Source organism: uncultured Streptococcus sp. (assembly GCF_963456385.1).
Taxonomy (GTDB): domain Bacteria; phylum Bacillota; class Bacilli; order Lactobacillales; family Streptococcaceae; genus Streptococcus.
Window position 1 is genome coordinate 46,814 of record NZ_CAUOLF010000003.1, and the last position, 12,889, is coordinate 59,702.

Consider the following 12,889-nt stretch of genomic DNA (forward strand, 5'->3'; position numbering starts at 1 on the left):
TATGACACTCATTGCAATTTTTTTGGCCGTCTTACTGGACTGGCTGATTGGCGACCCCTATAGCTGGCCTCATCCAGTCAAGTGGATGGGTTCCTATATTTATATATGTATGCGCTCGCAGGAGAAAAGGCAGTTTTCGCCCTATCTATTTGGCTTTTTCCTCTGGTTGACAACAGTTGGACTGGCGCTGGGAGTGAGCTACGGGCTGCTTTGGTTGGCTGGTCTGGTTCATCCCGTCCTCTACTGGATTGTCTGGATCTATCTGGCCTATGCCAGTCTGGCAGCTAAAAGTCTGGCTTTTGAGGCCCAGAAGGTTTACCATACACTCAAGTTTGGCACTTTGGAAGAAGCTAGAAAGCAAGTTGGTATGATTGTCGGCCGTGAAACTTCTCAGCTGACACCAGAGGAAATCAGCAAGGCGACGATTGAGACGGTGGCTGAAAATACCAGTGACGGGGTTATCGGACCGCTGCTCTGCCTCTTTCTGGGCGGACCCATTCTAGCTATGACCTATAAGGCCATCAACACCTTGGACTCTATGGTAGGCTATAAGACGGAGAAATACCGTAAAATCGGCCTGATATCTGCCAAGATGGATGATCTGGCCAATCTGATTCCTGCACGTTTGACTTGGCTTTTCTTGATTCTCAGCAGTCAGATTTTACTGCTGGATGTCAAAGGAGCCCTGCGAATTGGCTGGCGGGATCGCTATCAGCATGCCAGTCCCAACAGTGCTTTTTCGGAGGCAGTTGTAGCTGGAGCTCTGGGGATTCAGCTGGGCGGACCGCACGTCTATCACGGAGAGCTAATCGAGAAGCCGACCATTGGAGAGGCTTCCAAGCCGGTTGCGGCGGATGATATTCAGACGGCTATCTCTCTGCTTTATACAAGCACCATGACAGGTTTAATCTTGTTCACTCTTTTTTATTTAGTAAAGCAAGCATATTTCTAGGAGTATACTATGACATATATCCAAAATCCTTCCTCTATCGAGGAAAAGAGTTTTCAAATTATTCAGTCTATGATTACTGAAAAAGATCCTGATTATGTCTTCCATTCGGAAATGGAAGAATCCATTATCAAGAGGGCTATCCATACGACGGGAGATTTCGATTATCTCTACACCATGCGCTTTGAGCATGATGTCCTTAAAAAAATAGAAGAAGTAATCAGAGCTAAGGGGACTATCCTGCTGGACTCCAATATCTCTCTCAATGGGATTAACAAGCGCGTGCTTGACCAGCTGGGTGTGAGCTACCGCTGTTTGATCAGCGATGAAGAAGTGGTTGCGCTGGCCAAGGAAAAGCAGATTACCAGAGCTATGGCGGCTGTTGAGATAGCTGCCAAGATTGAAGGTCCTAAAGTATTTGCCTTTGGTGGTGCTCCGACTGCCTTGTCTTATCTGATTGAGCTAGCAGAGCAGGGACTGGTAGAAGCGGATGCAGTGATTGGGGTTCCAGTCGGCTTTATCAATGTCGAAGAGTCAAAAGAAGAACTGCTTAAGTCAGGTCTTCCTGCCCTTGTCAATCTCGGCAGAAAAGGCGGCAGCACGATTGTAGTAGCCATTGTTAATGCCATTATCTACCAGCTGAGAGAAGTGGTGACGGATGACTATGTCCGCTACTCTACACCATCCAGTAAAGAAGGAGGAAAGAACTAGATGTCCTATCTAAAAGCAGCGCACAAGATTGAAGAAGCTAGTTTTAGCAAGATTCAGGAAATTATTGATCAAGAGCATCCAGATATTCAATTTTCGGATCCTTTTGAAGAGGCAGTACTCAAGCGGGTTGTCTTTACCAGTGCAGACTTTGACTACCTCTACAATATCAAGTTTTCCAATCAGGTTATTGAAAAAATCCTCTATGTCCTCCGAAACAAGGGTACGATTTTTACGGATACGACCATGGTCTTGGGTGGTTTTAATAAAAAACTGCTGGATGACTTAGGTGTTTCCTATCGCTGTCTGGTCAATGAGCCGGCAGTCTTTAAGGAAGCTAAGGAAAAGGGAATTACTCGCTCCATGGCCGCTGTAGAATATGCAGCTAAAGTGGACGGTCCAAAACTATTTGTCTTTGGGAATGCTCCAACGTCCATCTTCAAGGTTTTGGATATGGTCGAAGAAGGAAGCTTGCAGCCGGATGCGGTTGTCGGAGTTCCGGTCGGCTTTGTCGGAGCGGCAGAATCCAAGCTCAAACTGCATGAAAGTTCGGTGCCTTCTATCGCGGCACTGGGTCAAAAGGGCGGCAGTACCATCGCAGCAGCTGTGGTCAATGCCATTCTCTACCAGCTCAAGCTAGGCACTACAGACTATGAGCGTTACAGTGTTTCAGATAAAAAGCAGGCTCCGGAGAAAGGAGAGGGCTGATGATGGATGAATACGCTTATGTCAATGGAAAAAAATTAAGAAAAGGTTTTACAACTGGTACTTGCGCGACGGCAGCGACTGTTGCAGCCTTGAGCATGATCTTAAATCAGGAAAGAGAAGAAAAGGTTACTGTTCATACGGCTTCAGGTGTAGAAGTGACCATGGATGTTCACAATCCTTCCTTTGGGACAGAAGAAGCGACAGCGGCCATTGAAAAAGATGGCGGTGATGATGCGGATGCGACACACGGTCTCTTGATTTATTCGACCGTGACCCTTCTTCCAGATCAGAAGGAAATCGAGATTGACGGAGGTCAGGGCGTCGGGCGCGTGACCGAGAAGGGGCTGGCTTGCGATGTCGGCATGGCAGCCATCAATCCAACTCCTAGACGGATGATTGAGCAGCATGTCCGTGAGATTATCGGTCCCAACTGTGGAGCACGGGTTATCATTTCCGTTCCTGGTGGGGAAGAAACGGCCAAACTGACCTACAATTCCAGACTAGGTATTGTAGGTGGCATTTCAATTTTGGGAACGACAGGGATTGTCAATCCAATGTCCGAGGACAGCTGGAAAGCGTCCATCACGATCGAGCTAACCATGCTCTACAATCAAGGGCATCGCTCAGTCGTCTTGGTACCGGGGAACTATGGTGAAGATTTTGCTACTAATACTGTGGGGATTCCAGCTGGGCGTATCGTCAATATGAGTAACTTTGTCGGCCACGTCCTCAAAGAAGTCCAGCGCATCGGATTTACCAAGGTTTTGATGATTGGTCACATGGGCAAGTTTGTCAAAGTGGCGGCTGGGATTTTCTCTACCCATAGCAAGGACTCGGATGCCCGTATGGAAACGCTGGTATCTAATCTAGCCCTGATGGGAGCGCCTATGGAGCTGCTGGAAAAGGTTGATAAGTGTTTGACGACAGAGGCAGCTGGAACAGCCATTAAAGAATTTTCTTACGAGGGTGTCTATCAGGTCTTGGCGGATAAGATCAAGGCTAGAAGTGAGCGTCTGCTCCGCTATCGTAAACCAGAAGTCAGTATTGAAGTGGTTGTCTTTGGGACTGAGGAAGGCTATCTGGCATCAACCCAGCCTTTAGAGCAGATAAAGGAGGAATGGACATGATTTATGTTATCGGAATTGGTCCGGGAGATCCGAGCTATGGTCTTCTGGGACAGGAAGCCTATTTTGAAAAGGCTGACCGCATTTTGGGCAGTGAACGCCATCTGGAAATTTTGCCGCCAGCTTATAAGGATAAGGGCCTAGTCCCGCCTAAAAAATTAGCTGCGCTGGCGGAATTGCTGGCAAGCTTTGGTGAGGATGAAGAAATTCTATATCTGGCCTCAGGCGACCCGCTGATTTACGGCTTGGGCAAGTGGCTGTCAGAGAAGTTCAAGGGGCGCGTGGTCATCTCGCCGGGTATCAGCGCTATGCAGTATCTGGCCAGCAGAATTGCCCTGCCAATGAACGATGCTTATCTGACGAGTAGTCATGCTAAGGTGCCTAATTTTGACCTGATTATGAGTCTGTCAAAAGTCTTTATGGTGACGGATCAGAAAGTAGGTCCCTACGAGATTGCTCAAGAGGCTGTTAAAAGAGGTTTAGATAAGGTGCTGGTCATCGGTGAGCAGCTGAGTTATGAAGACGAGCGTATTACCATTCTACCTGCGAGTGAGGTAGAAGACAGAGAATATGAAATGAATGTGGTGGTGGTGTTAGATGAGGGATTCGGAATTTATCAGGGCTAAAGTCCCTATGACTAAGGAAGAAGTCAGAGCCATCAGTTTGGATAAGTTGGAGCTGCATCGAGCCAAGCGCATGCTGGATGTCGGCTCTGGAACTGGCAGTGTTACGATTCAGGCAGCCCGAACCTATCCAGAACTGGAAGTGGTGGCAGTGGAGCGCAATGAAGATGCGGTGGCCTTGACGCAGGAGAATATCCAGCACTTTGGCTGCCACAATGTCCGTCTCCATCAAGGACTGGCTCCGATTGAGCTGGAAGGCAGCTTTGATGCCATTTTTGTCGGAGGGACCGGGGGCAACATGCAGGAGATTTTCGACTGGTGTGCCCAGCTCATGGAGCCGGGCGGTCGGTTGGTCTTGAACTTTATCCTGCTGGAGAATGCTCTGGAAGCAGCTCAAATAGCGGAGCAGATGGACTGGGAGGATCTAGAGATTGTCTCGGTTCAGGCTAGCCGCTGGACAGCTATAGGCAAGGGGCACTACTTCAAGCCTCAGAATCCGACTATTATCGTTTCCTGCAAGAAAAAAGAAAGAGAGGCTAATTGATGTCCAAAGTACATTTTGTTGGAGCAGGCCCAGGTGATGTGGAGCTGATTACGCTCAAAGGTTACAAGCAGCTGTCTGAGGCTGATGTGGTCATTTATGCAGGCTCCTTGGTCAATCCAGACTTGCTCAACTACTGTAAAGAAGGAGCTGAGATTCACGACAGTGCCAGCATGCACTTGATGGAAATCATCGATGTCATGGAGGCTGGAGTCAAGACTGGTAAAGATGTGGTTCGTCTGCAAACGGGAGATTTCTCCATTTATGGCTCCATTCGAGAGCAGATCGAAGAGATGAAGAAGCGCGATATAGAGTTTGACTGTACGCCGGGCGTCAGTTCTTTTCTGGGAGCTGCTTCCAGTATCGGGGCAGAGTACACCGTGCCAGAGGTTTCTCAAAGCCTCATCATTACTCGGATGGCCGGCCGGACGCCTGTGCCAGATCGGGAATCTCTGAAAAGCTATGCTCAGCATCGGACCTCTATGGCCATCTTCTTGTCCGTTCAAGGCATCGAAAAGGTCGTTAGCGAGCTGATCGAGGGTGGCTATCCTCCAGAAACGCCTGTGGCTGTTATTTACAAGGCGACTTGGCCGGATGAAAAGAAGGTCTTTGGCGATTTGACAAACATTGCTGAGAAGGTCAAGGAAGCTAAGATTAGAAAAACAGCTTTGATTTTGGTCGGTGACTTTTTAGGTCAGGAATTCTACTATTCCAAGCTCTATCATGCAGATTTCCAGCATGAGTTTAGACGGGGGAAGAGCAGCCATGCCAAGTAATTCTCAACCTCGCTACGCAATCGCAACAGTGACAGCGGTCGGCAAGGACTTGGCTCTGACTCTGCGAGAAAAGCTGGTCAAGGAAATCCCTATCTATACGACACCTCGATTGGCAGATGACAGGGTCATTGCCATCGAAGGACGTGTGATTGAGGCGCTTGGTCAGCTCTTTCAGGAAGTGGATGTCCTCATTTGTATCATGGCTATCGGTGCAGTTGTGCGAGCTATTGCTCCGGTCTTGAAAGACAAGGCGACTGACCCAGCTGTGGTAGTCATGGATGAGAAAGCGACCAATGTCATTAGTCTGCTGAGCGGACATCTAGGCGGAGCCAATCAAGTGACGCTAGACATCGCAGAATTGCTCGGTTCCAATCCTGTTATCACGACAGCGACAGATGTGCAGAATGTAACAGCCTTGGACAATCTGGCCAAATCAGTCAATGGCTGGCGGCCGGAATTGAGAGAATTCATCAAACCTTTCAACAGCTATCTAGGCAGCGGCCGAACCGTCTATTTCTATCAGGAAAAGGACTGGGTTACGGACCTTCGCGGTCTGACTCTGGTGGATGAGGAAGGACTTGTGGCTGTTCTCAAGGGAACGGAACCGCTGATTCTGCTGACTACAGAAAAAAAGGACCTTCAAAGAGAAAATCTGGCTCTCATCTATCCTCAACCCTATATCTTAGGAGTTGGTGCTAGGAAAGATGTGGCTCCTGCTGTCTTCCGAGAAGGCTTTGAGGAATTTTGTCAGCAGCAGGGGATTTCTGCCAGCGAGATTTCTAAAATTGTCAGCATTGATGTCAAGAAGGATGAAGCAGCCATTCTGGCCTTGGCTGAGGAATTGAGCTGTCCCTTTGAGACCTTTACTAAGGAGGAGCTGTCTGTTGTAGCAGACCGCTATCCTCAGTCAGATTTTGTCAAAAAGACAGTCGGGGTCGGCAGTGTCGCCTTGGCCAGCGCAGATTTGGCCAGTCAGGGTCAAGTCCTGACAGAGCGCTTTGCCAAGAACGGCTGTACCTATGCGCTTGCAAAAGCAATAACCAAAAAGTAAATCAGAAGAAAAAGCAGATGGTCCTATGAACCAACTGCCCTTATAAAATTTTATCATACCCATAAAGGAGAAAAAATATATGTTATACGTTATCGGATTAGGCCCAGGTAAAGAAGAATTGATGTCACAAGAAGCATTGGCTGCTATAGCAGATTGTGAAATTATCGTCGGCTACTCGACTTATATGCGGTTGATTCTTGATTTAGTCAAGGACAAGGAGCTCGTAGCGAATGGTATGCGTCAGGAAATCGACCGTTGCCAAAAGGCTATTGATTTGGCTAGAGAGACCGGCAAAAATGTTGGAGTTGTTTCCAGTGGAGATGCCGGAGTCTATGGAATGGCTGGCTTGATTTTAGAATTGCTGGGAGATGCCAGTGATGTAGAAGTTAAGGTGGTTCCAGGTATCACAGCTAGTCTGGGTGCCGCTGCTGCTATGGGAGCTCCTCTTATGAATGACTTCTGTCATATCAGTCTGAGTGACTTGATGACTCCTTGGGAAATGATTGAGAAGCGTCTGCATGCCGCAGCTCAAGGTGACTTTGTTGTCTGTCTCTATAACCCTCGGAGTAAAGGACGTCCAGACCATTTGGCAAAAGCACTTTCTATCATGTCTGAGTACAAGTCAGAGGATACTATTGTCGGTATCGGTAAGGACATTGGCCGTAAGGATGAGGAAATCATCTTGACGACTATCAAAGACTTGGATGAGACTTTGGTAGATATGACGACAATCGTTATCGTTGGTAACAAAGAAACTTATGTTAAAAACGGACGCATGATCACACCTCGAGGATATACTTTATGATGAAATTACTGCTGGGAGGGACATCCGACAGCACCGCTATTTTAGAAGTGCTTGACCGCTTGAAAATCGATGTGACCAGCTCTGTTGTCACAGACTACGGCCGGTACTTGGCTTCCAAATACGGCCAGCCGGTCATTCAGGGGCGATTGACAGCCGATGATATGGTTGCCTTCATCAAAGAGAATGATGTGGATGAAATCATTGATGCCACCCATCCTTTTGCGGATATCGTTTCCAAGGAAGCCATTCGGGCGGCAGAGATGGCTGGTGTATCTTACCTGCGCTTTGAGCGTCAGGCTACCTTGGATTTGAGCGGGGCCATCGTGGTGCATTCGACCCAAGAAGCCATTGATGAGATTGCTAAGCGCGGCTACAAAACAGTCTATCTGGGAACGGGCAGTAAGACCCTGCCGCTCTTTGTCAATGGCCTACCAGAGCAGCGGATTGTCGTTCGCGTTCTGCCGACTTCGGAAGTGCTTCTGGCTTGTGAGCAGCTGGGACTGGTAGCGGATCAGATTGATGCGATTAAGGCTCCATTTTCCAAAGAGTGTAATAAAGAGCTCTTACTGCGCTCGGGAGCAGATGTCTTTGTTTCCAAGGAGAGCGGTACGGTCGGTGGTATTCGTGAAAAGATTGATGGCTGTCAAGAGCTGGGGATGGACTGCATTATCATCTCTCGGCCAATTGTGGCCTATCCGCAGATGGTTTCTAGCTTAGAAGAGCTAGAGGCTTATCTGACAAAATAGCTAATAAAAGGAGAAAAAATGTCCGGTTTAGTAACATTACTGGGAGCAGGCCCAGGCGATGCGGAGCTGTTGACCCTCAAAGGTAAGAGACGGCTTCAAGAAGCAGATGTCTTGGTCTTTGACCGCTTGGTCAATCAGGAGCTCTTTCAGCATCTAAAGTCTGACTGCGAAAAGATAGATGTCGGTAAAAAGCCAGGCCAGCCCTGCATCCAACAGGAAGAGATTGAAAAGATTCTCATCGAAAAAGCCCGTCAGGGCAAGCGGGTAGTCCGCCTCAAGAGCGGTGATCCCTATATCTTTGGCCGAGGCGGAGAAGAAGGAGTCAAGCTGGTGGAAGCTGGTGTGGACTTTGAAGTGGTGCCAGGTATCACCTCTGCTGTGGCTGGTCTGACCTATGCAGGGATTCCTATGACTTATCGGGATGTAGCGACTAGCTTCCATGTCTTTACAGCCCATCTCAAGGATGAGACAGAAATGCTCAATTGGGAAGCAATTTCTGAGCTCAAAGGAACCTTGGTCTTTCTCATGGGCATGAAAAATCTGCCTTCCATCGTCCAAGAGCTGACGGCTAGAGGCTATGGCAAGGACAAGCCAGCCGCCATCGTTGAATGGGGAACCCATCCTCAACAGCGCTCGGTGGATGGAACCTTGGGTAACATAGTAGAACTAGCAGAAGCTGAGGACTTTAAGGCGCCGAGTGTCATCGTGGTAGGTGATGTCGTGGCCTATAGACAGCAGCTGAATTTCCATGAGAATCTGCCGCTTTTTGGCCGGAAAATCCTCATCCAGCAGTCAGAGACGGGCAGACTTCCTCGCTTGCTCAGGGATGCTGGAGCTGCGCTGACCACTTTCCCTGCTCGAGATTTGGTTGAAGGGTTAGAATTGCAGCTGCCGGACTTGGAGCAGGTAGACGGTCTCCTCTTTGCAGACATGCAGAGCTGGCCGCTCTTCTTGAAAGCCCTCCGCAAGGCAGGCAGAGACTTGCGCAGTCTGCCGGACATCCGCTTTGCGGCTATTGGTCATCATACGGCTAAGTCTATCGAAGCGAGCGGGATTGTGCTGGATCGGATGACGCCTCAGCAGTCGGATGCGGATTTTGCAGCTGCTCTTGAAAAAGAAGGCGGCAACTGGTATATTGTAACAGCTGAGCATAAGAAAGCCAGTCTGGCAGAACTATATTCTCGGCCGATTATTGCTAGCCACAGGCTGGCCTTTGACAGTCAGATTAGCAGTGACAATTGGTCAGAGATTGAAGTTGTCTGTCTTCCGAACTCTGCTGCGGCCATGAACTTTGTAGCAGCCAGTCAGGAAGCTGGATTCGACTGGACAGATGTCCCTATCGTTGTCATGGGTGCTAGCACGCGGGCTGTTTTAGAGGAAGCAGGCTTTAGCAATATTGTTGAGACAGATGAAGCGACGATTGCTTCCATCATTGATAAATGTCGGGAAATTCTCTGAAAGGATAAAGGTCATGAGTAAAGCTATAGTAGTAGTCAGTTTCGGAACGACCTATCCCGAGACCAGACGCAAAACAATTGAGGCTTGTGAGCAGGCTATTCAGGAACATTTTCCAGACTATCCGGTACACCGAGCTTTTACATCCAATGTCGTTAGACGGCGGATTAAGAAGCAGGAAGGGCTAGATATTCCTACGGTCAAAGAGGTTTTGGAGCAGCTCTTGGAGGCGGGCACTGAAGAGGTCTATATCCAGCCTCTCCATGTCATTTTGGGCAGCGAGTATGAGAAGATTCTCGCTCAAGCCAAAGAGTTTGAATCAGCTTTTAAAAAGCTGGTCGTTGCCAAGCCTCTGCTCAACAGTCAGGAAGACTATGAGGCTGTCAAGGATATTCTGCTGGAACGGTATGGCCATGAAGGTCAGGATGCAGCAACAGTTCTGATGGGCCACGGCAGTCAGCATTATGCCTTTACAGCTTATGCAGCCTTGGATCATATGATGAAGGGAAACTCAGTCTATATCGGATGTGTAGAAAGCTATCCTCCGGTTGAGCTGATTGAGCAGGAACTGAAGAAAGAAGGTGTCCGAGAAGTTCATCTAGCACCCTTCATGCTGGTAGCGGGTGACCATGCGACCAATGATATGAGCTCAGATGAGGAAGTTTCTTGGTATCACTTCTTCAAGGAGCGGGGATATGAGGTCAAGGCCCATCTGGTCGGTCTGGGCGAATATCCTGAAGTTCAGCAGCTCTACATCCAGCACTTAGAAGAAATCATCGAATAGGAGGAAGGCATGGCAAAATTTTACGGAATTGGTGTGGGACCGGGTGATAGCGAGCTAGTGACTATCAAGGCCAGTCGGCTTTTGGAAGACTTAGATATTCTCTATACACCTGAGGCTAAGAAAGGGAGTAAGAGCTTTGCATTAGGCATTGCAGAGCCCTACCTGAAAGAGCAACTGGAAATCAAGCAGCGGCATTTCCCTATGGTCCGTTCCAATTCGACCAAAGAAGTCCAGTGGCAGGCCATCTCTGCTGAAATCGCAGAGGATGTCAAGTCTGGCAAGAATGTCGGCTTTATCACACTGGGTGACCCCATGGTCTATAGTACTTACAGCTATCTGCTGGCCCTGCTGGAAAAGGAAATCGACTGTCAGACCATCCCTGGTATCACCTCTTTCTGTAGCATGGCTTCTGAGCTAGGTCAGCCTCTGACCATGGATGAGGAGTCTCTGGCGGTCATGCCGGCTACGGCTTCAGCTGAGAAGATTGAGGCGGCGCTTGAGCTGCATGACTCGATTGTGCTGATGAAGGTGGCCAATCACCTAGATACTGTCCTGCCTCTGCTAGAAAAGCTCGGTCTCTTGCAGCAGACTTTTATGGTTAGCAATTCTTCGACGGATAAGCAGCAGACCCTGCTGGGCCTCGAGAGAATCACACCAGAAACCAAGCTGCCTTATTTTACTACCTTCCTCGTGAAAAAGAAGATTTTTTAATATCAGAACCCATGTTCATGGATAAACATTCATCCTTTTGAGCTTAGGTTCTTAGTAAAGGAAAAAAATATGAAACTATTGAAAAATAAAAAAGTAACTTTTGTGGCCTTGTTGGCTATTTTGGCGGTACTGAGTACCCAGTCTGTGTCAGCTATGCATATCATGGAAGGCTATCTTCCACTCTTTTGGTGTATCTTCTGGTTCGCCGTATTCCTGCCTTTCTTTGTGGTCGGCTTGATGCGTATCAAGAAAATCGTTGCAGAGGATCCAAATTCCAAGACCATGCTGGCCTTGTCCGGTGCCTTTATCTTTATCCTGTCTTCTTTGAAGATTCCGTCTGTTACAGGATCTAGCTCGCATCCGACTGGGGTTGGTCTGGGGACAGCTATGTTTGGTCCGTCCGTTATCAGCGTTTTGGGAACCATCTGTTTGCTCTTCCAAGCCCTCCTCTTGGCTCACGGCGGCTTGACTACTCTGGGTGCCAATGCCTTCTCAATGGCAGTGGTTGGTCCATTTGTCGGTTATTTTGTCTATAAGTTTGCTAAATCCATCAAGCTGTCTACACCGGTATCTATCTTTATCTGTGCGGTGATTGCGGACTTGGCGACTTATGCGACAACTTCTATCCAGCTCGGTTTAGTCTTCCCAGATGCTAATAGCGGTTTTGTTGGTTCTGCATTGAAATTCATGGGTGTCTTCTTGACCACTCAAATCCCGATTGCTATCGTAGAAGGATTGCTGACAGTTGTCCTCTATAACTTGATCTCAGAAAATATCAAAGAAAGAGCAGGTCTGTTCAAATGAAAAAATATAAGAATATCATCTTAATCTTGGCTGCAGTAGCAGTCACTCTAGCTGCCTTTATCTTTGCCCCTAAGGGTGTGGAATACAGTGGAACAGATGACGCTGCTGAAAAAACCATTAGCACTATCCAAAAAGACTACGAGCCTTGGTTTTCACCGATTTTTGAGCCAGCAGGTCCGGAAGTAGAGAGTCTGCTCTTTACCCTGCAAGGCAGTATCGGAGCGGGGATCATCTTCTATGTCATTGGCTACCACAAAGGGAAAAAACAAGGCCAACAAAAGGAACTTTCTGAACATAAATAAAAGCCTTCAACAGTAAGAGCGAGCTCTGGTTCTTGATAGCGATTCAGCTTGTCTGGGACCGGAGTTGCTCTGTGCTGGGAGGTATTGCAAAACATAGCTAGAAAGGAGAGCTACCTCATGTTTGCGATTGATAAATACGCCTATCAAAACCGGTTGAAAAATCTGCCGGTTGCTTATAAATTTGTCATCTATGTACTCTTGTTAGCTGTCAGTTTTTCTGGTGTCAGGAGTCTGCAGCTAGGGCTCATTGTCTTGGTGGCGCCTCTGACTTGCTATCTAGCTCGGCTTCCGTGGTTGCGCTATCTAAAGTGGTATCTGCACGCCAGTATTTTTATTCTGATTAGTCTCTTGACCTTTATCTTGACCTATCAGAATAATCAGGAACAGCTCTTGCTGGCCTTGCCTTTAGGTCAGGGTTATCTGGGTATCAGCCAATCCTCTGTCCAGCAGACCATTTTTATCCTTTTGCGCATCTACTCATCCTTGGTTTCGACTTATTTCTTTGTCCTGACGGTACCTTTTGCTCAGATGCTGCGGCTTTTTAAAGCCATGCACGTCCCGCGGGTTCTGCTAGACTTGATTGTCCTCATGTATCGCTTCATTTTCCTGGTCTTCTATGAGTTTGTGACCATTCGGGATACCTTGGACTTGAAATTCTCCTTTTACAATAAAAGGAAGCAACACCAGGCTTGGGGTAGATTAGCCAATACTCTCTTTGTCAAACTGCTGGATGATAATCAGCATTTAAATGAGGTGCTGACGCTAAGATTTGATGCAGAGCACAGTGAATAATGAAAGCGCA

General features: G+C 48.0%; 16 protein-coding genes. All 16 read left to right on the top strand.

Features of this window, described 5'->3' with window-relative positions; all coding sequences use genetic code 11:
• The first annotated feature begins 1 nt into the window (after position 1).
• The 16 genes from cbiB (at position 2) to RP262_RS01890 (ending at position 12,879) form a co-directional block, all read left to right on the top strand.
• The gene (gene cbiB, locus RP262_RS01815; protein WP_311154100.1) at positions 2-952 is read left to right on the top strand and encodes an adenosylcobinamide-phosphate synthase CbiB; all 951 of its coding nucleotides are present in this window, start codon (positions 2-4) and stop codon (positions 950-952) included.
• A 9-nt stretch (positions 953-961) separates the two neighbouring features.
• The gene (locus RP262_RS01820; RefSeq protein WP_311154101.1) at positions 962-1,660 is read left to right on the top strand and encodes a cobalt-precorrin-8 methylmutase; all 699 of its coding nucleotides are present in this window, start codon (positions 962-964) and stop codon (positions 1,658-1,660) included.
• Positions 1,661-2,365 carry a cobalt-precorrin-8 methylmutase gene (locus tag RP262_RS01825; RefSeq protein WP_311154102.1) on the top strand — a complete coding sequence of 235 codons (705 nt, stop codon included), beginning with the start codon at positions 1,661-1,663 and terminating at the stop codon, positions 2,363-2,365.
• Positions 2,365-3,492, top strand: coding sequence for a cobalt-precorrin-5B (C(1))-methyltransferase CbiD (gene cbiD, locus RP262_RS01830; RefSeq protein ID WP_311154103.1), 1,128 nt, complete (start codon positions 2,365-2,367; stop codon positions 3,490-3,492). The genes RP262_RS01825 and cbiD overlap by 1 nt, the downstream gene beginning before the upstream one ends.
• Complete coding sequence (locus RP262_RS01835) at positions 3,483-4,115, top strand: cobalt-precorrin-7 (C(5))-methyltransferase (protein ID WP_125445347.1); 633 nt, start codon at positions 3,483-3,485, stop codon at positions 4,113-4,115. The genes cbiD and RP262_RS01835 overlap by 10 nt, the downstream gene beginning before the upstream one ends.
• On the top strand, positions 4,087-4,656 hold the full coding sequence (locus RP262_RS01840; RefSeq protein WP_002896464.1) for a decarboxylating cobalt-precorrin-6B (C(15))-methyltransferase: 570 nt from the start codon (positions 4,087-4,089) through the stop codon (positions 4,654-4,656). The genes RP262_RS01835 and RP262_RS01840 overlap by 29 nt, the downstream gene beginning before the upstream one ends.
• Complete coding sequence (locus RP262_RS01845; protein WP_311154104.1) at positions 4,656-5,429, top strand: cobalt-precorrin-4 methyltransferase; 774 nt, start codon at positions 4,656-4,658, stop codon at positions 5,427-5,429. The genes RP262_RS01840 and RP262_RS01845 overlap by 1 nt, the downstream gene beginning before the upstream one ends.
• A complete protein-coding gene (gene cbiG, locus RP262_RS01850; RefSeq protein WP_311154105.1) occupies positions 5,419-6,480 on the top strand; it encodes a cobalt-precorrin 5A hydrolase in 1,062 nt (353 codons plus the stop codon). The genes RP262_RS01845 and cbiG overlap by 11 nt, the downstream gene beginning before the upstream one ends.
• 79 nt (positions 6,481-6,559) lie before the next feature.
• Complete coding sequence (cobJ, locus tag RP262_RS01855) at positions 6,560-7,285, top strand: precorrin-3B C(17)-methyltransferase (RefSeq protein WP_002910545.1); 726 nt, start codon at positions 6,560-6,562, stop codon at positions 7,283-7,285.
• Complete coding sequence (gene cobK / locus RP262_RS01860) at positions 7,282-8,031, top strand: precorrin-6A reductase (protein WP_311154106.1); 750 nt, start codon at positions 7,282-7,284, stop codon at positions 8,029-8,031. The genes cobJ and cobK overlap by 4 nt, the downstream gene beginning before the upstream one ends.
• A gap of 18 nt (positions 8,032-8,049) precedes the next feature.
• A complete protein-coding gene (cobA, locus tag RP262_RS01865) occupies positions 8,050-9,489 on the top strand; it encodes a uroporphyrinogen-III C-methyltransferase (protein WP_311154107.1) in 1,440 nt (479 codons plus the stop codon).
• Between the two features lie 13 nt (positions 9,490-9,502).
• Positions 9,503-10,270, top strand: coding sequence for a sirohydrochlorin cobaltochelatase (locus tag RP262_RS01870; protein ID WP_311154108.1), 768 nt, complete (start codon positions 9,503-9,505; stop codon positions 10,268-10,270).
• Between the two features lie 9 nt (positions 10,271-10,279).
• Positions 10,280-10,981 (top strand): cobalt-factor II C(20)-methyltransferase, encoded by a 702-nt coding sequence (locus tag RP262_RS01875; protein ID WP_311154109.1) that lies wholly within the window; start codon positions 10,280-10,282, stop codon positions 10,979-10,981.
• A 69-nt stretch (positions 10,982-11,050) separates the two neighbouring features.
• The gene (locus tag RP262_RS01880; RefSeq protein ID WP_002898257.1) at positions 11,051-11,785 is read left to right on the top strand and encodes an energy-coupling factor ABC transporter permease; all 735 of its coding nucleotides are present in this window, start codon (positions 11,051-11,053) and stop codon (positions 11,783-11,785) included.
• A complete protein-coding gene (locus RP262_RS01885; RefSeq protein WP_311154110.1) occupies positions 11,782-12,087 on the top strand; it encodes an energy-coupling factor ABC transporter substrate-binding protein in 306 nt (101 codons plus the stop codon). Before RP262_RS01880 ends, RP262_RS01885 begins: the two co-directional genes overlap by 4 nt.
• Before the next feature lie 117 nt (positions 12,088-12,204).
• On the top strand, positions 12,205-12,879 hold the full coding sequence (locus RP262_RS01890; protein WP_032909763.1) for a CbiQ family ECF transporter T component: 675 nt from the start codon (positions 12,205-12,207) through the stop codon (positions 12,877-12,879).
• The last annotated feature ends 10 nt before the right edge of the window (positions 12,880-12,889 follow it).